The sequence below is a fragment of the Arthrobacter globiformis NBRC 12137 genome (assembly GCF_000238915.1).
Lineage (GTDB): Bacteria > Actinomycetota > Actinomycetes > Actinomycetales > Micrococcaceae > Arthrobacter > Arthrobacter globiformis.
In genome coordinates, this window is record NZ_BAEG01000008.1 from 90,096 (window position 1) to 113,310 (window position 23,215).

The 23,215-nt window shown below is 67.9% G+C and carries 17 protein-coding genes; 4 read left to right on the top strand and 13 right to left on the bottom strand.

From position 1 onward, the window contains the following. Positions 1 to 26 precede the first annotated feature (26 nt). On the bottom strand, positions 27 to 692 hold the full coding sequence (locus ARGLB_RS00715) for a rhamnogalacturonan acetylesterase (protein WP_003797776.1): 666 nt from the start codon (positions 690 to 692) through the stop codon (positions 27 to 29). A gap of 208 nt (positions 693 to 900) precedes the next feature. On the opposite strand from ARGLB_RS00715, the gene ARGLB_RS00720 reads away from it, so the two are divergent. Continuing rightward, the gene (locus tag ARGLB_RS00720) at positions 901 to 2,928 is read left to right on the top strand and encodes a DUF6807 family protein (protein ID WP_003797778.1); all 2,028 of its coding nucleotides are present in this window, start codon (positions 901 to 903) and stop codon (positions 2,926 to 2,928) included. 1 nt (position 2,929) lies between these two features. On the opposite strand, the gene ARGLB_RS00725 is transcribed toward ARGLB_RS00720, so the two are convergent. The 5 genes from ARGLB_RS00725 to ARGLB_RS00745 are packed head-to-tail and all read right to left on the bottom strand — an operon-like array spanning position 2,930 to position 7,944. Continuing rightward, on the bottom strand, positions 2,930 to 4,183 hold the full coding sequence (locus ARGLB_RS00725; protein ID WP_003797779.1) for an MFS transporter: 1,254 nt from the start codon (positions 4,181 to 4,183) through the stop codon (positions 2,930 to 2,932). Position 4,184: 1 nt separating this feature from the next. Next, positions 4,185 to 4,769 carry a hypothetical protein gene (locus ARGLB_RS00730; RefSeq protein WP_003797782.1) on the bottom strand — a complete coding sequence of 195 codons (585 nt, stop codon included), beginning with the start codon at positions 4,767 to 4,769 and terminating at the stop codon, positions 4,185 to 4,187. Between the two features lie 4 nt (positions 4,770 to 4,773). After that, positions 4,774 to 5,685, bottom strand: coding sequence for a carbohydrate ABC transporter permease (locus ARGLB_RS00735; RefSeq protein ID WP_003797783.1), 912 nt, complete (start codon positions 5,683 to 5,685; stop codon positions 4,774 to 4,776). Beyond that, the gene (locus ARGLB_RS00740; protein ID WP_003797784.1) at positions 5,682 to 6,629 is read right to left on the bottom strand and encodes a carbohydrate ABC transporter permease; all 948 of its coding nucleotides are present in this window, start codon (positions 6,627 to 6,629) and stop codon (positions 5,682 to 5,684) included. The genes ARGLB_RS00735 and ARGLB_RS00740 overlap by 4 nt, the downstream gene beginning before the upstream one ends. Positions 6,630 to 6,663: 34 nt before the next feature. Further along, a complete protein-coding gene (locus ARGLB_RS00745; RefSeq protein WP_003797785.1) occupies positions 6,664 to 7,944 on the bottom strand; it encodes an ABC transporter substrate-binding protein in 1,281 nt (426 codons plus the stop codon). A gap of 217 nt (positions 7,945 to 8,161) precedes the next feature. Here ARGLB_RS00745 and ARGLB_RS00750 point away from each other — a divergent pair, with 217 nt between their 5' ends. Next, a complete protein-coding gene (locus tag ARGLB_RS00750; protein WP_003797786.1) occupies positions 8,162 to 10,177 on the top strand; it encodes a beta-galactosidase in 2,016 nt (671 codons plus the stop codon). Positions 10,178 to 10,327: 150 nt separating this feature from the next. Here the strand turns inward: ARGLB_RS00750 and ARGLB_RS00755 are convergent, their stop codons facing one another. From ARGLB_RS00755 to ARGLB_RS00765, 3 genes are all read right to left on the bottom strand, one after another. After that, on the bottom strand, positions 10,328 to 11,686 hold the full coding sequence (locus ARGLB_RS00755) for an ABC transporter substrate-binding protein (RefSeq protein ID WP_003797787.1): 1,359 nt from the start codon (positions 11,684 to 11,686) through the stop codon (positions 10,328 to 10,330). 136 nt (positions 11,687 to 11,822) lie between these two features. After that, positions 11,823 to 12,794, bottom strand: a complete 972-nt coding sequence (locus tag ARGLB_RS00760; RefSeq protein WP_003797788.1) for a carbohydrate ABC transporter permease — start codon at positions 12,792 to 12,794, stop codon at positions 11,823 to 11,825. Next, positions 12,787 to 13,731: a carbohydrate ABC transporter permease gene (locus ARGLB_RS00765; RefSeq protein WP_003797789.1), complete on the bottom strand. Its 945-nt coding sequence runs from the start codon at positions 13,729 to 13,731 to the stop codon at positions 12,787 to 12,789. Before ARGLB_RS00765 ends, ARGLB_RS00760 begins: the two co-directional genes overlap by 8 nt. 1,682 nt (positions 13,732 to 15,413) lie before the next feature. On the opposite strand from ARGLB_RS00765, the gene ARGLB_RS23800 reads away from it, so the two are divergent. Then, positions 15,414 to 17,429, top strand: a complete 2,016-nt coding sequence (locus tag ARGLB_RS23800; protein WP_050934210.1) for a DUF6807 family protein — start codon at positions 15,414 to 15,416, stop codon at positions 17,427 to 17,429. Further along, on the top strand, positions 17,426 to 18,547 hold the full coding sequence (locus tag ARGLB_RS00775; RefSeq protein ID WP_003797791.1) for a M24 family metallopeptidase: 1,122 nt from the start codon (positions 17,426 to 17,428) through the stop codon (positions 18,545 to 18,547). The genes ARGLB_RS23800 and ARGLB_RS00775 overlap by 4 nt, the downstream gene beginning before the upstream one ends. Positions 18,548 to 18,650: 103 nt before the next feature. Here ARGLB_RS00775 and ARGLB_RS00780 read toward each other — a convergent pair whose 3' ends face one another. The 4 genes from ARGLB_RS00780 to ARGLB_RS00795 are packed head-to-tail and all read right to left on the bottom strand — an operon-like array spanning position 18,651 to position 23,139. Beyond that, entirely contained in the window at positions 18,651 to 19,784 is a 1,134-nt protein-coding gene (locus ARGLB_RS00780; protein WP_003797792.1) for a mandelate racemase/muconate lactonizing enzyme family protein, read from the bottom strand. Then, positions 19,784 to 20,689: a 5-dehydro-4-deoxyglucarate dehydratase gene (locus tag ARGLB_RS00785; RefSeq protein ID WP_003797793.1), complete on the bottom strand. Its 906-nt coding sequence runs from the start codon at positions 20,687 to 20,689 to the stop codon at positions 19,784 to 19,786. The genes ARGLB_RS00780 and ARGLB_RS00785 overlap by 1 nt, the downstream gene beginning before the upstream one ends. Further along, positions 20,686 to 21,708 carry an NAD-dependent epimerase/dehydratase family protein gene (locus tag ARGLB_RS00790; RefSeq protein ID WP_003797794.1) on the bottom strand — a complete coding sequence of 341 codons (1,023 nt, stop codon included), beginning with the start codon at positions 21,706 to 21,708 and terminating at the stop codon, positions 20,686 to 20,688. The genes ARGLB_RS00785 and ARGLB_RS00790 overlap by 4 nt, the downstream gene beginning before the upstream one ends. Positions 21,709 to 21,735: 27 nt before the next feature. Beyond that, positions 21,736 to 23,139 carry a Gfo/Idh/MocA family protein gene (locus ARGLB_RS00795; protein ID WP_003797795.1) on the bottom strand — a complete coding sequence of 468 codons (1,404 nt, stop codon included), beginning with the start codon at positions 23,137 to 23,139 and terminating at the stop codon, positions 21,736 to 21,738. Positions 23,140 to 23,215 lie beyond the last annotated feature (76 nt).

The following is a 23,215-nucleotide window of genomic DNA, read 5'->3' on the forward strand; positions in this document are numbered from 1 at the left end:
GGCCCCGCCCGGAAAGGGCCGCGCCTTCAGAGCACCCCCAGCAGGTCCGGCTCCGGCCTGAAGCCCAGCACTTCGAGGCGGGCGGCCACGAACGCGGCGATCCGGCGGGCTCCGCGCTCGTGGAAGTGGGTGTCATCCAGCAGGCCGCCGGCCCAGTGCGCGTGCTCACCGGGGCCGAAGTGGAAGAACAGGTCCTTGGACCCCTCCTCGCCAAGCTCCGCATACAGTGACCGGGTCCAGGAGTTGAGGTCTACCACGTCGAGGCCGAGCTCGGCGCCCAGTTCCCGGACCACCGCGGGATACTCCCCGAGCGTCTCCTCCAGGATGCCGTTGCGGAAGTGCCGCCTTTCCACCGAGGTGCAGAGGACGGGCGCGGCACCCTTCGCCCGGACATCAGCCACCATCCGGCGGAGGTTGTCCGCATAACCGCCGCGGGCGGCCAGGTGCGCGCGCTTCTGGTCGTTGTGGCCGAACTGAATGAGCACCACATCCCCGCTGGCCGCCTGGTGGACGAGCTCCTTCCACAACCCTTCCTCCCGGAAGGATTCGGTGGTTGCCCCGCCCTTGGCGAAGTTGTGGACGGCACCCCACGAGTAGACTTCCGGCGCAAGGTGGGCGCCCCAGCCGCTCATCGGGTACTCGTAGGTGGGACAGTTGGCCACGGTCGAATCTCCGGCCAGCAAAATCTTCATCATCTTCCTTCCGCAGCTGCTCCTGTTGATGATCAGCCGCCGACACTCTGGTCGTCAAGCATTTTTTGAAACGTTACATAAAAGGGGTTGAGGGAGTACACTGGGCAGCAGACTCATACGGGAAAGCGCTTGCTGTCTAAACGCATATGCTACCCGGCAACGGTAGACGATGGCGTCGCGCAGCACCGCAGCGCCGGACAGGAGCACCATGGAGCCGCTGACGCAGCCCAACCAGCCAGCCTCGCACCGCCGCGAAACCCCGGCACGGATCGCCCTGATCGGCGTCCACGGCTTCGGCGCCCACCACCTGAAGAACTTGGACCGGCTGGCCCGGGCCGGCGCGGTGGAACTCGTGGCCGTGGCGGACCCGAACCCGCCGTCCCCGGGCGCGCTACCGGATTCGACGGCGGTCCACCCCGATCTGCAGTCCCTCCTGGCCGGCAACCACAGCCCCGACGTGGTCATCGTGGCCACACCCATCCAGACCCACGCGCCGCTTGCCCTGGCCACCCTGGCTTCCGGCGCAGACCTCTACCTGGAGAAGCCGCCGGTGGCGTCGCTGGCTGACTTCCGGCAGCTGCAGGAGGCTGCCGGGGCATCCGGCCGCAGCGTGCAGATCGGGTTCCAGAGCCTCGGCTCGCAGGCCCTCGCCGCCATTGACAAGCTCCTCCGCGACGGCACCATCGGGACCCTGCAGGGCATTGGCGCGACCGGGCGCTGGGTGCGGGACCGGGCCTATTACAAGCGCTCCCGGTGGGCCGGCAAGCGGAGCCTGGATGGTGTGGACGTGGTTGACGGCGTTGCCACCAATCCCCTGGCGCACGCCATCGCCACAGCACTGCGGATCGCCGGCGCCCGCACCGTGGAGGACATAGCCTCCGTGGAGACTGACCTTTACCGCGCGAACGACATCGAGGCGGATGACACGTCCGTCATCAGGATCCGGACCGCCGCCGGACTGCCGATCACCTGCGCCTTGACGCTCTGCGCCTCGGAGTCCGTGGAGCCCTACATCACCCTGCAGGGCTCCGCGGGAACGGCCGTTTTCCACTACACGGAGGACCGGCTGCACATCAGCAACGCGGACGGAGAGCACTCGCAGGAGTTCGGCCGCGACGACCTGACGGAAAACCTGCTGGAGCACCTCGCCACCGGCAGGGAACTCACCAGCGCCCTCAACGACTCCGGCGCGTTCATGCTGGTGCTCGAGGCAGTCCGCACGGCAGAACCGCCGGCGCCGGTCAGCCCCGCCCACGTGTTCTGGAGGGGCGACGGCGACGCAGCCCATGCCGTGATACCCGGCATCGAGGACGCCCTGGAGCGGGCCGTCAGCGCGCACGCCACGTTCAAGGAGCTGGCCCTGCCCTGGGCGCGCCCCGCGGATCCCGCCGAGGCCGGCACCCTGTTCACTGCCGGCGGCAGGCCGCTGGCAGTCCTGCGCACGGGCGCCGCACTCAACGTGGAGTTGTCACCGCGCCCCTACCTGCACCCCGTCACCACCCCCGGCGGAACCGTGGTGACGGATCACCTGCCCGCCGACCACCCGTGGCATCTGGGCGCCGGCTTCGCGCTCCAGGACGTCAGCGGCACCAACTTCTGGGGCGGCAAGACGTACACGCGGGAAGCGGGCGAGTACGTGTCGCGGCAGGACCACGGCCGGATCGAGCTGCTCCCCGCCACCCCCGATGAACCGGACACCCGGCAGCTCCGTTGGCTCGGAACAGACGGACAGCCCCTGCTGACCGAACAGCGGACGCTCAGCCACGAGATCCTGGACGGGCGCGCGTGGCGCCTGGACCTGGAGACCGAGCTGACCGCCGTCGTCGACGTTTCGCTGGGGAGCCCGGGCTCGAACGGCGCCGCGGGCAGCGGCTACGGCGGCTTCTTCTGGCGCCTTCCGGCGTGCGGCGGCGCCCGTATCTTCACGTCCGACGCCGAGGGGGAACCGGCCGTCCACGGTGCCGTTGCGCCGTGGCTGGCGTGGACCGCCTCCTTCGGCGAAGTCCCCGGCATCCGGCTGGGGCAGCCCGCGACGCTCGTGTTCAAAGCGCCAGCCGAGGCCGCCGATCCGTGGTTTGTCCGCTGCTCAGGCTACCCCGGCGTCGGGTCGGCCCTAGCCTGGGACAGGCCGGTGGCGCTGGCCGCCGGGGAATCGCTCCGGCGGAGCCTGAGCGTGTGGGTGTGCGACGGCGAACTGTCGCCGGCCGCCGTCGGGTCCCTGGTGAGTCAGCGCTAGATTAAGCAGCCGCGCGGCGGCCGTGGAGCCACAGCAGGCCCGCGATGACGACGGCGGAAACGATCCCCAGCCCGCCGGTCACCACCAGCCCCGCCCGGACGCCGAGCCACTCCGTCAGCCAGCCGGCCAACAGCCCGCCGAGCGCGTGGCCGCCCAGCAGGAGCGGCAGGTACAGGGCCATGACCCGGCCCCGGACCCCTGCCCCGGCCTCCAGCTGCACGGCGGTGGCGGCGCTGGTGAGGAACAGCAGGGTTGTGAAACCGACCACCACCAGCATCGCCATGAACAGCTCCTGGCTGGGCATGACGGCGGCGATGAGCTGTGCGAGCCCAAAGAGCCCGGCGCTGGCCACGATCCCCTTCCGGCCTGACCGCTGCAGCCGGGAGGCCAGAAGGGCGCCGGCAAGGGCACCCACGGCGCACAGGGTGTTGAACAGGCCGAACCCGGCCGCGCCGCTGTGCCAGACCGAGCTGGCAAAGGCCGCCAGCACCACCGGACCGTTCATTCCAAATGCCCCGAGGAGCCCGGCGAGCAGCATGACCAGGAGCAGCCGCGGGCGGTCGCGCACATAGCGGAAGCCGGCCAGCACCTGGCCACGGCCGCGGACCGCCGGCGTGCCCCGATGGAGTTCCCCCGGCCGGATGGCGGCGACCATGGCCAGCACCGCCAGGCAGAGCACGGCGTTGGCGGCGAAGGCGGCCGCGGATCCGGCCCTGGCGATCACGAGTCCGCCCAGCGCGGGCCCGGCCATGGCCCCAAGCTGCCCGATGGCGTTGTTGAGCCCGATTGCCGCCGGAAGGCCGGCGTCGCCCACCACTTCGTTCACGAACACCTGGCGCGCAGGGCCGTCAAAGGCACTGGTGATGCCCAGCAGGAGGCAGCTGGCGTAGACAATTTCGACGGCGGTGCTCCCGCCTGCGTCCCAGACGGCGAGGCCGCCGGCCAGCACGGCGGTGATGGACTGGCAAAGAAGAAGGATGCGGCGCTTGGGAAACAGATCCACCACTACGCCACCGAGCGGCCCCACCACCAGCAGGGGCAGGAACTGAAGTGCCACGGCAGTGCCCACCGCGGCCGGGCTCCCGGTCAGCTGCAGCACCAGCCAGTCCTGGGCAAGCCGCTGCATCCAGACGCCGGTGCCGCCCGCAAGCTGGATGCCCACGAAGATGCGGTAGTTGCGCTGCGCGAGCGGCCGGTACCACTTGCCGTCCGGGTTCGGTTGTCCGGAGGTCCTTTCGGATATAGGGGATGTCACGTCAGCCGGCTGACCTGGCCTCTGCGCGCAGCCTGACCGCCGCCGCGGCGAGCACAAGGCAGCCCGGCACCACGATCACCAGCGCCGGCAGCATCCACACGAAGACGGCCGTCAGGCACAGTGCCGCCGCCAGGAGCAGCGAACCGGACCAGTCCGCCAGGGACTCCGTCCGCGCCGCGGCCAGTGCTTCGGCCCAGGCACCGGACCGCCACCGGGACGCCGTCCTCAGCAGCAGCACGGTGGCCGCAGCGGCCACGAGCAGCGTCGCCGGCAGGACCACGGCCCTTCCCGGCAGCTGCCCTGCTGCCGCGAGCAGCAGGTTGAGGATGACGACGGCGGCAGCGGCCGCCGTCGTCATCCCAAGTTTCAGGCTCCCGGGCAGGGCTGACCGGAACGTGCCCCAGAGGCCCCGGACGGAGTCGTCCCGTCCGGCGAGGTGCCGCCCCAGGTGGGCGGTGCCGGCCGCATAGGCGGCCGGCACGGTGACCAGGGGAACGGAGAGCACCAGCACGATGACGCCGGCCAGCATGGCCTCGGAGAAGAGCGCGAACCTGTTGACGGGCACGCTTTCGGTCTCGGCGGTCATGGTGTCAGCCCTTCAGGCCCTGGGTGGAGACGCCCTCCACGATGTAGCGCTGGAAGATCAGGAAGAACACCAGCACGGGCAGCAGCGCGAGGACGGACATGGCGATCATTGCCCCGTAGTCGGAGCTCTGGGTCTGGTCCACAAAGAGGCGAAGGGCCAGGGGCAGTGGGTACTTTTCCGGCGAGTTCAGGTAGAGCAGCGGGCCCAGGAAATCGTTCCAGCTCCAGATGAAGGCGAAGATGGACGAGCTGATGAGGGCCGGCTTCATCAGCGGCAGCATGATGCTGCAGAAGATCCGCGCGTGGCCCGCGCCGTCGATGATCGCGGCTTCATCCAGTTCGCGGGGCAGGTTGCGCATGAACTGCACCATGAGGAAAACGAAGAAGGCATCCGCGGCCAGGAACTTGCCGATCAGCAGCGGGATGTAGGTGTCCACGAGCCCCAGCTGCTGGAAGATGATGTACTGCGGGATGATCACCACGTGGAACGGCAGCAGCAGGGTGGCGATCATCATGCCGAAGAAGATGCTGCGGCCTGGGAACTTGATCCGGGCGAAGGCGTAGGCGGAGACGGTCGCGGAGAGCACCGTGCCGATCACCGAGCCGAGGGCCAGCACCACCGAGTTCGCGAAGAACTGGGCGGTGGAGACGCCGCCGATGCCGCCCATGGCGGTCACGAAGTTGTCGAGGCTGAAGTTTGAGCTCCAGATCGATGAGTTGCCGATGATCTCGCTGCTGGGTTTGAAGGCCGAGCTGACCATCCACAGCGCCGGGTAAAGCACGACGGCGATGAGGGCCAGCGACAGTGCATGGAACACGATGCTGCGGGTGCGTTTGGCCGCGCGGGAGTCGGCCTTGGGGTTGTACTCGGTCGCGGCGGAGGGCCGGACTTGGGTGGGTGGGCTGAGTGTTGTCATTTTGAATCACCGCTGTAGTGGACCCAGGACTTGGACGTTCGGAAGAAGATCAGCGTGATGACGCCGACGACGATCACCAGCAGCCAGGCCATGGCCGAGGCGTAGCCCATCCGGAAGTCGCTGAAGCCCCGGAGGTAGAGGTAGAGGGTGTAGAAGAGGGTGGAGCCGGCCGGGCCGCCTTCACCGTTGGAGATGATGTAGGCCGAAGCGAAGATCTGGAACGCGTGGATGGTTTCCAGGAGGAGGTTGAAGAAGACCACCGGGGAGAGCATGGGGAACGTGATGTTCACGAACTTCCGGAAGCGGCCGGCACCGTCCACGGAGGCAGCCTCGTACAGTTCCTGCGGGATTTGTTTGAGACCGGCCAGGAAGATCACCATGGGGGCGCCGAATTGCCAGACCGTCAGCAGGATCATCATGGGCATGGTCATGGACGGGTTGCCCACCCAGCCGCCGAGGTTGATGCCGAAGAAGGACAGGCCCTGGTCCACGGGACCCTGGTCGCCGAACATGGCCTTCCACACGATCGCGATCGAGACGCTGGCCCCGATGAGCGAGGGGGCGTAGAAGGCCGAGCGGTAAAAGCCCTGGCCGCGGGTGGCATTGTTCAGCAGCAGGGCCACCGCGAGCGCCGCGGCGAGCTTCAGCGGGGTTCCGAACACGACGTAGCCCAGCGTGACGCCCACCGACTGCAGGAAGCGCTCGTCCTGGAACAGGCTGGTGTAGTTGTCGAGGCCGATCCACTTGGGCGCTTCGAAAAGGTTGTAGTTGGTGAAGGAGAGGTAGAGCGAGGACAGCATCGGGCCCACGGTCAGGAGGATGAAGCCCAGCAGCCAGGGCAGCAGGAAGGTATAGCCGGCGCGGGTGTCCGCACCCCGCCGGCGCGGGGCACGCGCCGGCGGGGCAGCGGCGGTGCCGCGGTGGCGGGTCAGGGTCTGAGTCACGAAAGAGTCCTTGTCAGGTTCTGCAGCGAGTCCGCTACGCGTTCTGCTTGATGACGTCTTCGGCTTCCTTGAACCACTGGTCCACGGCACCATCCACCGTGAGCTTGCCGTAGTTCAGGTCCTCATTGAAGCGAAGGAACGCGGCTTCCAGCGTGCCGAAGCCGACGATTGGCGGTTCGGGGGCGTCCCTGAGGTACTTGCCGATGGACGTTTCGTAGTCGACCACGGCCTTGTCGGTGCCTTCGAAGGTGGTGCCGTCCCGCTGCGTCTTGGAAGCGGGAACGCCGCGGGAGGTCTTGAAGATGTTGCCCACCTCGGGGTCGTTGACCATGAAGTCGATGAACCGGGCGGCCGCATCCTTGTTCCTGGTCTTGGCGCTGGCCACCATGAGCATGGAGGGCTTGAGGAACAGGCCGAGGTTGTCCGGATCGTCGGAGGGGACGGGCACCAGCTTGAGTTCCTTGGCGCCGCTGTCCTTGAGGTATCCGGCCATAAAGTTGTCCCAGGTGTTCTCCGAGACGGTGAGGTTGGAGCCGAACGGGCTCTTCGGCTTGACCTGGGCACTGCGGTCCGCCGGGACGACGGCGTTGGTGCCGCGGAGGTCTGAGTTCAGGTTCAGCCAGGTGCGGAGGTCGTCCTTGCTGAAGCCGAGTTTGCCGTCACCGGTGAAGGCGTCGATGCCCTTCTGCCGCAGCCAGATGTTGAATTGCCACCAGATGCCGGTGAAATCGGACGCGCCGAAATACTTTCCGCCACCGGCCTGCCCGATCTTGGTGAGCCAGTCCTTGTACTCTGCGTAAGTCCATGTGCCGGCCGGCTCAGCCACGCCGATTTCCTTCAGTTTGGCGGGGTCGTAGTAGACGGCGAAGGCGTTGGTGCTCGTGGGGATGCCGTAGGTCTTGCCGCGGATCTGGCCGGACGGCAGCAGCGTCTTGTCGAAGGCGTCGGTGTTGATCTTGACGGTGCCGAGGTCCAGGAGCTGGTTCCGCTGGGCATAGTCGCGCAGGTAGGACAGATCCCATTGCATGACGTCCGGGAGTCCGCCGCCGGCGGCCTCGGTAGCGCGCTTCTGCCAGTAGCCGGCGAAGTCCGTGAAGTTGCCGTTGACCTTGACGTCCGGGTTCTTCTTCTCGAACAGGGCAATGGCCTTGCGGGTGCGTTCGGCCCGGTCGTCGTTGCCCCACCACGTGTAGGTGATGGTTACCGGGTTCTCGGCCGAGCCTGTCTGGCCTGCCGGCGCACCGCATGCGGCCAGGGCAGCTGCGGATACCGTTCCTGCCGCCACCGCGGTAAGAAAATTCCTTCTGCTGATCATGGGAGCCTCCTTGCTCTTGTTGCCGCTCAATGGGCACAAACTTTTTTCAGAAAACTTCGTCAATGCGGAGTCGTGATCTGGATTACACAATCTCTGAATCGATACAATAGCCACATCGGCCATCCTCGGCAAGCGTTTTCCAAAGTTCGCGTTTCACTCCATTCTTGCTTCGACGTTTCTGCTTCACCCCCGTATTCGGCAACCATGAAGGAGTCCCATGCCCACCCCACCGTCCCCTCCCCAGGCCCCGGCCTGGAACAGCGCCCCCGGCCTGGCATTCGGCGGTGACTACAACCCCGAACAGTGGCCTGCCGACGTCCGACTGGAGGACATCGGCCTCATGAAGGAAGCCGGGATAACCCTCCTCAGCGTGGCCATCTTTTCCTGGGCGCTCCTGGAGCCGCGTGAAGGGGAGTACGACTTTGGCTGGCTGGATGAGGTGCTGGACAACCTGGCCGGTGCAGGCATCAAGGTTGCCCTCGCCACGGCCACGGCCGCTCCCCCGGCCTGGCTGGTGCGGAAGCATCCGGAAGTCCTGCCGGCGACGGCGGAGGGAACCGTCCTGGAGCGCGGGTCCCGGCGGCACTACTCGCCGTCGTCCGCTGTTTACCGCCGGCATGCCACGACCATCACCCGGAAGCTGGCGGAACGGTACAAAGACCATCCGGCCCTGGCGCTATGGCACGTGGACAATGAGCTGGGCTGCCACGTGTCAGAGTTTTACGGCGAGGAGGACGCGGCGGCGTTCCGGCACTGGCTGGAACGGCGCTACGGCAGCATCGAGGCGCTGAACGGGGCCTGGGGAACGGCCTTCTGGTCGCAGCACTATGCCTCGTTCGAGGAGATCATTCCGCCCAGGGCTGCCCCCACCACCCTCAACCCGACGCAGCGGCTGGACTTCCAGCGGTTCAGCTCCTGGGCGCTGATGGACTACTACCGGAGCCTGCTGGCGGTGATCCGGGAGGTGACTCCCGACGTTCCGGCCACCACCAACCTCATGGTTTCCAGCGCCACCAAGTCCTTGGACTACTTCGACTGGGCGAAGGACCTGGACGTGGTGGCCAACGACCACTACCTGGTGGCCGCGGACCCGGAGCGGGAGATCGAGCTGGCGTTCAGCGCGGACCTCACGCGCGGCGTCGCGGGCAACAGGCCGTGGATCCTGATGGAACATTCGACGTCGGCCGTGAACTGGCAGCCGCGCAACCAGCCGAAAATGCCCGGCGAAATGCTCCGGAACTCCCTGGCGCACGTGGCCCGCGGCGCCGATGCCGTCATGTTCTTCCAGTGGCGGCAGAGCGCTGCCGGGGCCGAGAAGTTCCATTCGGCGATGGTGCCCCACGGCGGCCGCGACACCCGGGTGTGGCGCGAGGTGGTGGCCCTGGGCGAAGCCCTGAAGCGGCTTGGCGCGGTCAAGGGGTCCAGGGTGGAATCCCGGGTGGCCATCGTGTTCGACTACGAGGCCTGGTGGGCCAGCGAACTGGATTCCCACCCGAGCGAGGACGTGAAGTACCTCGACCTGCTCCGCGCCTTCCACCGCTCGCTGTTCCTGCGCGGCGTGGGCGTGGACTTCGTCCATCCGGCTGCAGAGCTGGCGGGCTATGACCTGGTCCTGGTGTGCACGCTCTACTGCGTCACCGATGACGCCGCGGCCAACATCGCCGGGGCCGCCGAGGCAGGCGCCACCGTGCTGGTCAGCTACTTCAGCGGCATTGTCGACGAACGGGACCACATCAGGCTGGGCGGCTACCCGGGCGCTTTCCGGGAACTGCTGGGCATCAGGACCGAGGAGTTCCATCCCCTGCTGGAAGGCGGGCAGGCAACTCTGAGCGACGGCACCATCGGCCGGATCTGGAGCGAGCACGTCCACGCGGAAGGCGCGGAAACCCTGGCCACCTTCACCGGTTACCCGCTCGATGGAATCCCTGCCCTGACCCGGCGGACCGCGGGCCGCGGCGCCGCCTGGTACCTGGCCACGCTCCCCGACCGCGACGGCATCGAACGCCTCCTGGACCGGCTCCTGGCCGAAGCGGGAGTGACGGCCGCAGCGGAGGCCGCTGCCGGCGTCGAACTGACCCGGCGAGTCTCGCCCGACGGGCGCCGCTTCCTCTTCGCGATCAACCACGGCCGGGAGGACGCCGTGGTGAAGGCCGACGGCGAGGAACTGCTGGGCGGCGGACGTTTCAGCGGGCTCGTTCCCGGCGGAGCGGTGGCCGTGATCGCCGAGGACTGACCGTCCGGTGGAGTCGTTGTACAGATAATGGCCCCAAAGACCCCCTAAGTCGCGATACGTGGACAACAACTCCCCGCCACACGCGGAAAACCCCGGGCACTCTCCGTTGGGAGGGTCCCGGGGTTTTCCTGCTTCGTTCCCTGCGAGGCGCTAGCTGCTGATCGCGGACTTCATCTCGTCCACGGCCTTCGTGCCGGCGTCCTGGGTGGAGAGCCTGTTGAACAGCACCTCGGAGCTGTACCGCTTGATGATCTCCTGGATGGCGCCCGCGCCCTTCGGCGGCGGTGCCGGAGCCTCGCCGAGTTCGCTCTTGATCTGGTCAATGAACTTGACCACCTTGACATCGGCGGGAGTCAGCTTGGACTGGATGGCGGCACGGACCTCGGAGTTGGGGTACACGCCGCGGTCTGCCAACAGGGCCTCGCCGGCCTTGGTGTCGTTGGCCAGGAAGTTGATGAACTTGGCCGCCTCTTCGGGGTGCTTGGTCCGTGACGATGCTGACCAGAACTGAGAGGCCTTGTACCAGAGCTGGGTGTCCGCCGCCTTGCCCGTCTTGGAGGGGAACCTGAGCACCTTAAGCTCACTGCCGGCCGCCTTCTCCAGCGCCGGCAGCTGGTTGGACCACCAGAAGGCCAGCCCGTTCTTGCCGGTGGCCAGGCCGCTCTGGTCCAGGGGGGCCGCCTCGGCCTCAACCACCTCTGATGCCGAGGGCACAGCCTTCTTTTCGCTCAGCTGCTTGAGGAAGTCCCACCAGCCGGCGATGTCCGACGGTTCGAACCCGAGCTTGCCGTCCGAGGTGTAGAGGGACTTGCCATTCTGCCGCAACCAGACTCCGAGGGAGGCCTCGTCGGTGCCGTAGGCGGCGGCGCCGTAGGTCCCCTTGGGTGACTTGGCGGTCACCTCGGCCGAAATGCGCTCGAAGTCCTCCCAGGTCCAGGTCTTGTCATCCGGGAGCGCCACGCCTGCCGCCTTGAACACCGCCGGGTTGGCCAGGATGGTCGCCGCGTTGATGCCGGCCGCGATCCCGGTCAGGCCGTCTTCGTTCTTGCCGGCATTGAGGGCCGCTTCGTCCAGCTTCGAGGTGTCGATGCCGTACTTGGAAAGGTCCAGCAGCGCCCCGCGGGAGGAGTATTCGGTGATGTATTTCTCGTCCATCTGGATGATGTCCGGGGCATCGTTGGCGGCAACCTGGGTGGCGAGCTTGTCCCAGTAACCGCTCCAGTCGCCGTATTCGGCCTTGATCTTGATGTTGGGGTTCTCCGCCTCAAACGCTGCGATGGCGGCCTGGGTGACCTGGGCGCGCTTGTCGCTGCCCCACCAGGAGAACCGCAGTTCCACCGTGCCATCTGCACTGGACTGGGCGGGTCCGCCGCAGGCGCTCAGGGCGAGGACGGCGGCGGCTGCTGCAGCCACTGCTCCGGTGGCGCGGAGGCGGCGTTTTGCCCTTCCTGGTTTTGCGGGGGCGGCGCCGGGCGCGGATGCCGATGCGGGCCGGGGAAAGAATGGCATTGGAAACTCCGATCTTCGTTGATCTTGGAAGCGAATGGCACTTCTGCTGGGAAAACGTTTTCTCGTTATGCTTAGGTTATAAGTATGTGGCTTGTATTACAAGTGGTATTTGCTGCGACCGCGCCAGCCGGCCAGCCTATTTGATGCCGGTGGTGGCGATGCCCTTGATGAGGAAACGCTGGCCGAACAGGAACACCAGGAACACGGGCAGCAGGGACACGATGGACATCGCGAACAGCGAACCCCAGCTGGTGGCGGACTGCGAGTCGACGAAGGCGCGCAGCGCGACGGGAACGGTGAACATTTCGGGGTCGGTCAGGTAGATCAGGGCCCCGAAGAAATCGTTCCAGGTCCAGATGAAGGTAAAAATCGTGGTGGTGGCGAGCGCCGGCACCATCAGGGGCAGGATGACCCGCAGGAAGATGCGGGGGTGTCCGGCCCCGTCGATCCTGGCCGCCTCGTCAAGTTCCTTGGGAATGCCGCGGATGAACTGGACCATGAGGAACACGAAGAACGCGTCCGTAGCCAGCAGCTTGGGCACAATGAGCGGCCAGAACGTGTTAACCCAGCCGATCTGGGAGAACAGGATGTACTGCGGAACGATCACCACGTGAAACGGCAGCATGATGGTCAGGAGCATGATGCCGAAGAACAGCTTCTTTCCGCTGAACTGCAGCCGCGCGAAGGCATAGGCGGCCATGGAGCACGAGATCAGATTGCCCAGGATGGAGCCGATGACCACGATGGCCGAGTTGAGCATGTAGTGGCCGAACGGATGGCTCAGCGCGGACCAGCCGTCCGTGTAGTTGCCCATCTCCAGGCTGTTCAGCCACAGGCCGGGCTCGCGGAAGATGAGGTCGTTGGGTCGCAGTGAGGACACCACCATCCACAGCAGCGGGTAGATCATGATCCCGCCGGTGATGATCAGCAGTGCATGCTTGGCCAGCGCTTTGACGCGCGCGCTGCGGCTGAAGGCCAGGGTGCCGCGCGATTCCCGTGGCCGGCCGGCGCCGCCCCTGGTCCCGTAGCCCCTGGTCCTGCTTCCGGGAGTTTTTCCGTCTTTGCCCTGTTCGTGCTCGGGGGCGGGCAGTGTCTGAAGTTTAGTCATCGTAGAACACCCAATACTTTGAAGCGATGAAGTTGATGGCCGTGAAGGCACCGATGATCACGAGGAGGAACCAGGCCATGGCCGAGGCGTAGCCCATGTCGAACTGGCCGAAGCCTTTTTGGTAGAGGTACAGCGTGAAGAACATGGTGGAATCCGAGGGCCCGCCGTTGCCGCCCGAGACGATGAACGCCTGCGTGAAGGACTGGAACGAGCCGATGATCTGCAGCACCAGGTTGAAGAAGATGATGGGGCTGAGCATGGGGAGCGTGATCCGCCAGAACTTCTGGAGGGTGGTCGCGCCGTCCACTTCCGCCGCCTCGTAGTACATGTTGGGAATCTGGCGCAGCCCGGCCAGGAAGATGATCATGGGGCTGCCGAAAGTCCAGACGTGCAGCAGGATGATGGAGCCGAGCGATGTGCTCGGATCCGAGATCCAGCCGGGTCCGGCGATGCCGAACATCGCCAGAACCTGGTTGACCAGGCCGGTGGTGCCAAAGATCTGCTTCCACAGGATGGCGACGGCGACCGACCCGCCCAGGAGGGAGGGGAGGTAGAACACCGAACGGTAGAAGGGCAGTCCGCGGAGCCCCTTGTCTAGCACCAGCGCAATCAGCAGTGCGACGGCCAGCTGCAGGGGAACGCCCACAAGCACATAAGTGAAGGTCACCCGCAGCGAGTTGTGAAGCCGGGCGTCTCCTAGCATCCGGGTGAAGTTGTCCAGCCCCGTCCATTCCGGCGGCTGCAGGAGGTTGTAGTCCGTGAACGCCAGGTAAAGCGACATGAGCATGGGCCCGACCGTGATGACCACGAGACCAACGAGCCACGGAAGGAGGAATATGTAGGCCGCCTTGTTGTCGCGCCGGTTGGCCCGCTTTTCCTCATCGGTCACCGGCCCCTTGCGGCGGGACATCGACGACAGTTCGCTGATGGCGCTCACTGGCTCCTCCCGACGTCGCCGGGGGCGCCGGGCGTCCCCGCGTGCTGCTGTACGGCCATGTGGTCTCCTTTGGTCATCGTGGCCTGCCACGGTTTATTTCTTGCCTAAGCGTTGATGCAGGCAGCTGGTGCCGCCAAATCACGCTCCCAATGTGGCCCGAAAGTGACTCGGGCAACGGCGGCTCCGTACCAAAGTAAACGGTTTCTTGACCGGTGTACACCCCTTTGCTAATTTTTGAGAAAGCGTTTTCCGACTAGGGGGCGCTGGGAGCGCCGCTGCGCTCGAACTGCGAAAGGCAGGACAAGGATGTTTGCACCCCGGAGAACGCGGCCATGATTTCAGCCCGGGATGGCGCCCCCGGAAACGCCACCGTCGAAGACTCTTCTTCAGTACCCGTCCCGCCCGTCGCGGGCCGGGCCAGCGATGTCCGGTCCAGCGCCGTCCGGTCCGGCGATGTCCGGTCCAGCGCCGTCCCGCCCAGCGCCATCGGCGGCTACGAGGACTGGCCCGGCTTCATGGCGGCCGCCCCGCGCTACCGCGCGGCAGACACCCTGAGCCAGGAACTGGCGGACACCCTGGGCGTGCCGGAGGCCCCGGCCAGGCCCGCCGTCCGTGTGGACTGGGAGGAAACAAACGACGGCGTGACCACCTCCCGCTTGAGCTGGCAGCTGGGCTTTGGCCCGCGCACCACTGCCTGGTTCATGCGCCCGGCGCACGCCGCCGGTCCCCTGCCGGGCGTCCTGGCGCTGCACTGCCACGCCGGCATCAAGTCCTCCGGTGCCGCGCGGCTGGTGGACAGCCCGACGGCGGGAAGCGGTTCGGCCCCGCTCCGGAACCGGCTGTATGAGGGCCGCCCCTTCGCCACCTGGCTGGCGTCGCAGGGTTTCGCCGTGCTCGCCCATGACACGTTCTCGTGGGGCAGCCGGGGCTTCGACCTCGGCACGCCTCCCGGTCGAACGGCTGCCGCCCTCGACGGACGGAGGGCACTGTGGCGGGAGGCCGGCGTCCAACCGTCCGTGGCAGAACTGTACGACGCCGCGGCCGCCGCCCACGAGGACACCGTGGCCAAGGCCGCCGGCCTGCTCGGCACCAGCTTCGCCGGCATGGTGGCGCACGACGACCTCGCGGCGCTGAACGTGCTCGCCGGGCTCCCGGGGGTGGACGACGGAAGGCTCGGCTGTGCCGGCTTCTCCGGCGGGGGCGGCAGGTCCCTGATCCTCGCGGCGCTCAGCCCGCTGATCCGCAGCCACGTCGTGACCTGCATGATGACCACCTTCGGGTCCCTGTTTCCCGCGTATTTGGACGCACATTCGTGGCTGCTCCAGACGCCCGGCCTTCCCCGCCTTGGTGACTGGCCCGACCTCAGCGCGCGCTCATCGGCGGACAGCCTGCTGGTGCAGTACGCATCGGCCGACGAGCTGTTCCCGGACCAGGGAATGCACGACGCCGACGCCCGCCTGAGTGCCCTCCATCCGGCCCGGCGGTACACCGGGAGCTTTTGGCCGGGCGGCCATGCGTTCACCCGCGGCATGCAGGAGGAGGCGGCCGCCTTCCTCGCGGCAGGTCTTCAGGGCCGGCCTGGTGTTCAGGACGCAGCGGGTGTTCAGGCCGCGGCGGGCCTTCAGGCCCGGGTTAGTGTTCAGGCCGCGGCTGCCCCGGCCGTTCCGCCTGCCGTCCCCCGCATCGCGCTGGTGGGCGTGCACGGCTACGGCGCCCGGCACCTGGACAATCTGCGCCGGCTGGAGGACTGCCAACTGGCCCGGCTTGTTGCCGTCGCCGATCCGCGTCCCCCGGCTGACGGGACACTGGACTCCTCGGTGCAGGTCTTCGGCACCCTGGATGAGCTGCTGGCCGCGGGCACCGCACCGGATGTCGTCATCCTCGCGACGCCCATCCAGACCCACGCCCCGCTGGCCCTGGCCGCGATCGCCGCCGGTGCCGACGTCTACGTGGAGAAGCCGCCCATGGCCTCCCTTGCCCAGTTCGAGGAGGTGCTGGCCGCGGCCCAAGAGACGGGCAAGCTGGTCCAGGTCGGCTTCCAGAGCCTCGGCTCGGATGCGCTGCCGGAGATCGCTGACCTGGTGGAATCGGGGGCACTCGGCCGCATCCGCGGAATCGGTGCCACCGGGGCATGGCTGCGGAGCGCCGCCTACTTCAAGCGCTCACGCTGGGCCGGCCGGCGGAGCCTGGACGGCACCGATGTCGTGGACGGGGTGGCCACGAACGCCCTGGCCCATGCGGTTGCGACCGGGCTGCGGATTGCCGGCGCGGCCGGAGTGGACGACGTCGGGTCGGTGGAAACGGACCTGTACCGGGCCCACAACACGGAAAGCGACGACACATCAGTTATCCGGGTCCGCACATCGGCGGGACGGGTCCTCATGTGTGCCTTGACGCTGTGCGCGGCCGAACAGTCCCCGCCGTCCGTCACAGTCTTCGGCACCCTCGGCAAGGCGGAGTTCTTCTACACCGAGGACAGGCTGGTCCTGGAAACCGCCCAGGGCACCAGCACGCGGACGTTCGGACGGACGGACCTGCTGGAGAACCTCCTGGCCGCCCGCGCTGCCGGAAACGGAACCGGCGACGGCGGGGCGGACAATAATTTGGCGCGGCTGCTCAGCCCGCTCTCCGCCGCCGGAGCCTACATGACCGTCCTCGAGGCGGTCCGCACCGCTGAGCCGCCACGGGAGATACCGGCGGACAACATTGTCTGGGAAGGCGAGGGCGACGACGCCCACCCCGTGGTTGCCGGCATCGAGGCAGCCCTCCAGCGGGCAGTTCTCTCGCAGTCCACGTTCGCCGAGCTCGGGCTGCCCTGGGCCAGGCCGGAACCGGCGAACCCCGTTCTTGCTGTGGACGGCCGTCCTGTTGCCTGGCTGCAGGACGGAAGCCGCATCACGCCGACGTCCTCGCCCCGGCCCTACCTGCACCCTGTGACGACGCTCGCGGGCACGGTTGTCACTGACCACCTGCCCGCTGACCACGTCTGGCATCTGGGGGCCGGTGTCGCCATCCAGGACGTTGCCGGCGTTAACTTCTGGGGCGGGCGTACCTATACACGCCGGGCCGGTGGCTACGTCTGGCAGGACGACCATGGCCACATCGAAATCACGGACACGGCCGAGTCCCCCGGAGCCCTGGACCAGGCACTGCGCTGGATCGGACCCGACGGCACGGCGGTCCTGTCAGAACGGCGGCACTGGCGGTATGACGCCGTCGGCCCCTCCGTGTGGAAGCTGAGCATGGACTTTGAACTGTCACCCGCGGGCCCGGAACCCGTCGCACTCGGCAGCCCGGGCTCCAACGGCCGGGAAAACGGCGGCTACGGCGGCTTCTTCTGGCGGCTGCCACCCACCAGTGGCGCACGGGTCCGGACGGCCAGCGCCGAAGGCGAGGACGCCGTGCACGGCACAGTTGCCCCGTGGCTGGCATGGAGCGGAGTGTTCGGAACCGTTGGAAGGCCCGGGCACGGCAAGGAGGCCACCCTGGTGTTCCTCGCTTCGCCGCAGGCACCGGATCCGTGGTTCGTCCGGCTGTCCGGCTACCCGGGGGTCGGGCTCTCGCTCGCCTGGCACGAGCCCCTCCTCGCAACCCGGGACAACCCGGTCCGGCGCACCGTCACGGTACTGGTCGCCGACGGAATCCTGAGCACCACAGACATTGCACAACTCACCGAATCTTTGGGGGAAACCACATGAACGTTCCTGCACCCGCAATCGCGTTGGCTGAAGCTGCACAGGCTCCAGCGGCTGCGCCCGGCAACCGAAGCGACAGGGCCGCCAAACGGCAACGGGTCCTGGACATACTGGACGCCAAGGGACATGACTCCCTGCTCCTGACCAGCCACACCGCCCTGACCTGGTACCTGGACGGCAGCCGCATGCACGTCAGCCTGGCGGGCGACCCGATTGCCGCGCTCCTCGTGGACCGTGTCGGCGACCACCTCGTCACGTTTAATAACGAGGCGGAACGCCTCACCGCCGAAGAGCTGCCACCCGGCGTCGAACTTCACACCGTCCCCTGGCACGCACAGCTCGCCGACGCCGTCGATGCACTCGCCGGATCCGGCGAGCCGCTGGCGGAGAAGGCCGTGGCCGCGGAACTCCGGGCGGCGCGGCAGCCGATGCTGCCGGGTGAAAGCGCCCGCTACGCGCGGCTGTGCGCCGACGCTGCCCGTGCCATGACGGACGTGCTCTACAGGACGACGCCGGACACCACGGAGTTCGAGGTCGCGTCCGCCCTGGCCGCACGGATCGTCGCGGCCGGCGCCGAACCCCTGGTCCTGCTTTGCAACGGCGGCTTGCGCAGCGCGTTCCGGCACCCGCTGGCCACCCACGCACCCTTGGGCCGGCGGGCCATGGCCGTGGTCTGCGCGCGGCGGCACGGCCTGGTGGCCAACCTGACCAGGTGGGTGCGGTTCGACGCCGGCACCCCGGCGGAGCTGGACGCCGAGGGGCGCATCGCGGCGGTTGAAGCGGACATCTTTGCGGCCACGGTTCCGGGGGCCAGGCTTGGCGGCATTTTCGCCGAGATCCAGGCAGCGTACGCCCGGCACGGCTTCGGCGCCGACCAGTGGACCCTGCACCACCAGGGCGGGCCGGCCGGCTACGCGGGCCGCGATCCCCGCGCCACCGCCGCCACAGACGACGTCGTGGTGCCCAACCAGACCTTCACGTGGAACCCCTCCGGCCCGGGCGTCAAAATCGAGGATACGGTGCAGCTGACGGCGGCGGGGACCGGCGTCCTGACGCTCGACCCGAGGTGGCCGGCGTCGGACATCAACGGGCTCCCCCGCCCGCTGACACTGCAGCTGTAGCCATAGCTGACCCAACCGCTCACCTGACCCAACTAGGTAGCAGAACAGGGCGTTCCCAGATCTGGGAACGCCCTGTTCTGCTACCTAGTTGGGTGGCGGGGACCTACGAGAGCCGGAACGCAGGGTCCACCGGCAGGTCGAAGCTCCGGTCCCGCGGCTCGGGCAGGAGCGCGGCGGTGAAGCTGAAACCCAGGCCGGGAAGGCCGGTCCCGGAGAGGCGGCTGTCGCGGATACGGACTGGCGACTGGCCGGCCAGGATGCCCATCTGCTCGAAGGAGGCGTCCTCCACGTCCTCCACGCTGACGGCCTCGGCGAGGGTCAGGGCGAGCTGGCCGGACAGCTCGGGCAGCAGGTGCGGCGCCACGCGGACGCTGTTGGCCCGGGCCAGCTCAACGATGCGGCGGAAGGGCGTGATGCCGCCCACCCGGATGATGTTGGGCTGGATGATGTCCACCGCCTCGGCCTCGATGAAGTCCCGGAAGCGGTAAATAGTGTGCACGTTTTCGCCCAGCGCGATAGGCACCGGCGACTGTTTCCGCAGGCGGCGGTAGGCCGAGAGGTCGTCGGCGCGCAGGGGTTCCTCCAGCCAGTCCAGGCCGAACTGGCCCAGCACGTCCAGTGCCCGGAGGGCAGCGGGCAGGTCCCAGCGCTGGTTTGCGTCGATCATGAGCCTGCGCTCCGGGCCGAGCACCGAGCGGACCGCGGCCACGCGTTCGGCGTCCTCGGCCAGGTCCGGCTTGCCCACCTTGATCTTCACGGCCCGGTGGCCCGCCGCGACCCACCGTTCGGTCTGCGCCACGAGTTCGTCGAGGGAGTAGTGCAGGTTCACACCCGAGCCGTAGACCTCCACCGATTCCTGCCGCTGGCCCAGCAGCCCCGCCACGGACACGTCCGCGGTACGGGCCGCCAGGTCCCAGAGGGCGAGGTCGACGCCGGCCATCGCGATGGTGGTGAGCCCCCCGCCGCCGGCCTCGTGCAGCCGTCTCCAGAGCTGGTCCCAGACCACCTCCGGGTTCACGTCCAGCCCGGTGATAAAAGGCGCGATGTCGTGGTCAAGGAGGGCCTTGACCGCCTGTGGCCCGATGGTGGGCGTCCAGGAGAAACCGTGCCCCGCACCGCCGTCGTCCGTAAAAAGGCTGGTGGCGATGATGTGGTTCTCGGGTGCATCAGCACCCCAGCTGCGCCGCAGCGGCACGGTGATCAGGCGCGTGTGCAGCCCGGTGATCTTGGCCGCCATCAGCGGCCGGCCAGCTCGTGGCCCTTGGCCAGGATTGCCTTGAGCTCCACAAGCTGGCCCTCGGTGGGGTCAACCAGCGGGGGCCTGACCGGACCGACGGCCAGTCCGTTGAGGCGCAGCCCGGCCTTGATCAGGGAGACACCGAAGCCCGGTGTCTGGTCCCGCAGGCGGACGAGGGGCGCGAAGAAGCCGTCGAGCAGGGCCTGCCGGCGGTCCTCATCGCCGCTGGCGTAGGCGTCGTAGTAGGCGGTGGCGATTTCCGGTGCCATGGCGAAGGCCGCCGAGGAGTACAGCGGGATGCCGAGTCCCCGGTAGGCGCCCTGCGTCAGTTCGGCGGTCAGCAGGCCGTTGAAGAGCAGAAAGTCCTCCCGGCCGCTGGCCCTGACAGCGGAGACAATCTCCTGGGCCAGGCCGACGTCGCCGATGCCGTCCTTGAAGCCGATCACATTGGGGTTGCCGGCCAGCTGTGCGATGGCCTTGGCCGTGAACTTGGCCGTGCCGCGGTGGTACACGATCACCGGCAGGCTGCCAGCGCCGGCCACCGCCTCGATGTAGGCCACCACGCCGTCGGTTGGGCCGGAGACCAGGTACGGCGGCAGGACCAGCAGGGCGTCGGCGCCCGCCTCTTCGGCGGCGCGTGCCGCGGCGAGGGCGTGGCCCAGGGGTCCGCCCGCACCGGCGATGACGGGCACCTGGCCGTTGACGGTTTCGACGGCGGCCGCCACCACGGTGCGCACCTCGTCGATGCTCAGGGCATGGAATTCGCCGGTGCCGCACGCCGGGAACACGGCACCGGGACGGTGGGGAAGGCGGGAGGCGATGTGTTCCTTCAGGACCTCAACGTCCACTGCGCCGTCGGCGCCGAAGGGGGTGACGGGAAAGAAAAGCACGCCGTCGAGTTTCATTTGGTCTCCTGTGATCCGGGTGTGGCTGATCCTGTGCTAACTGGTCCTGCGGTGGCTGGTCCTGCAACGGCGCCGACCAGGGTTTCCCCGGCGCGTGTTTCGTCGGCCCGGGCCTGGTCCGCGTGGGCGAGTTCTGTTCGCCAGGTGCGTTGGGGTTCCCAGCCGAGCAGCCGCTTGGCTTTGGCGACGGAAAAGGCGGGGCTGGTGCCGGTGAGGCTGGCTGCCCGCCCTGCGCTGCCAGGCACGAACCGGGGCATTAGCGCGGCCAGCGGTTCGGTGGCCAGCGCATCCTCGGCACCCACGAAGAACGTCTCGCCGTTGGGGATGGAGTCCATGTTCCGCAGCAGCACGTCGAGGAAGTCCGCCACGTCCCGGGCATCCACATAGTTGAAGAGGGCCGGCGCGGACAGTGCCGGGTCGGCGAGCCGCTCGCGGACGGTGTGCCCCTGCTGGGTGGGAGCGCCCGCCCACTCCTCCGGCGAGATGACGTAGCAGGGCCGGAACGCTGCGTAGCGGATCCGGTCCCCCTGGGCCGCGGCGAACATCTGCACCGTCTGTTCAGCAATCAGCTTGGACAGTGCATAGGCGTTCCAGGGGCGGGGCGGGGTGGCCTCGTCCACCGGGAAGGACTCCGGCAGCCAGCCGGCCGGCGAGCCGTAGCCCAGGACGGTGGGGCTGCTGGCCGTGATGATCTTTCCGATCCCGAGTTCGGTGGCCGCGCTGACCACCGCGAAGGCGAGGCGGGTGTTGGTGCTGAAGATGACGTCCTCGGGTGCACTGAAAGGCACGGCAATAGCAGCGAGGTGGATGACGGCGTCGGGCGCTGTGCGTTCCAGGAGGCGGAACGCCTCGCCGGGGACCAGCAGGTCCGCCGTTTCCTGTTTGACGCCGGCCGGGAACGTGCCGTCCGGGACGGCGTCCCGGTCCGCCGAGATCACTTCGTGGCCCGCCTCGGCGAGGCCGGCGACCACGCTGCGCCCCAGGCGTCCGGCGCCGCCGGTGACAAGAATTCTGCTCATGGTGTTCTCTTCCTGTTCCTGCTGCGTTCAGTCGCGGCCGCGGCGCAGTTCCACGCCCAGGCCGAGCTCGCTGATGCGGACGGGGAGCTGGGTTTCCAGCGATGCGTTGCCTGCGATGCCCACGGACACGGAGCGCAGCCCGTCCAGGTAGCCGGAGGGGCGGCCGAGGGGGTCTTCGCCCGGGCCGTTGAAGAGGTCGGACAGCAGGAGGTTGTCGCCGCCGCCGTGACCGCCCGCGCCGTTGACGATGGGCACCTCGTAGGCAGGCTCCCAGTGGCGCTGGACCACGAGTCGTTCACCGTTGCGGCGGACGGCGTCGTCCTCTTCCACGGGCGTGGCGGACGGGTCCACCACAGTCTTCTTGTCGGTGCTGTGGACGACGGCGGCCCGCTCCACCACCTCCAGTTCGGCCCGGCCTTCGGTGCCGTTGACGGCCACCCGGTAGCCTTCCCACGGGCTGTGGGCGTTCAGGGAGTAGCTGAGCGTGGGCCCGCCGTCGTAGTCCACCGTCAGCGCCAGGTTGTCCTCGATGGTGATGCCCTCGGTGAAGACGTCCTGGTCCCGGCGGTAGCCGTCGAACTTCTCGTTGTCGTAGTACAGCTCGCGCAGCCGCTCGTCCTCGCGGAGGTCCAGGGCGAAGGGGTCGCGTGTTCCCTTTGTGGTGCCTGTGGTTCCGCGCTCGGGCCTGGCCCCGAGGCCGCGCTCCGCGGCATTCTCGGCGCCGTAGAACCGCAGCCCGCCGGAGGCGTAGACCCGCTCGGGAACATCGTCGATCCACCAGTTCACGAGGTCGAAGTGGTGGGAGGCTTTGTGGATGAGCAGGCCGCCGGAGTTCTGCTTGTCGCGGTGCCAGCGGCGGAAGTAATCGGCGCCGTGGACCGTGTCCAGGACCCAGCTGAAGTCGATGGACGTGACCTTGCCGATCACGCCGTCCTGGATGACCTGCTTCAGCGCGCTGTTCCGCGGCGAGTAGCGGTAGTTGAACGTGACCACCACGTTGCGGCCCGTGGCCGCAACGGCCGAAGTGATGCGGCGGCAGCCCTCGGCGTCGATGGTCAGGGGCTTTTCGACGACGACGTCGGCCCCCGCCTCCAGTGCCTCGACGATGTAGTCGGCGTGGGTGTAGTCGGGGGTGGTGACGATGACGCGGTCGATCGCGTTGGCTCTGATGTATTCGGTCAGCTGGCCGGGTTCGAACGAGTCGGCAGGGCGTTCCGCGCCGAGTTCCTGGATGAGCCGCTGGTAGTACTCCACGCGGCCGGGATTTGCGTCCGAGAGCGCCACCAGCTCGGCCACATCCGCGTGCTGGCCGAGGATGGCGCGGATGTACATTTCCGAGCGGCCGCCGGTTCCGATCAGGGCGATGCGGGACCGTACGGCTGGTCCCGCAGTATCGGGTTGCGGGTGCTGGGCGGTGTCGACATTGACCATGGGTGGGCCCCTTTCCAAAGGCGGTAGGCGGGCCGCTTGACGCCCTGCCCACATGAAGGAAGAATCCTGAGAAAGC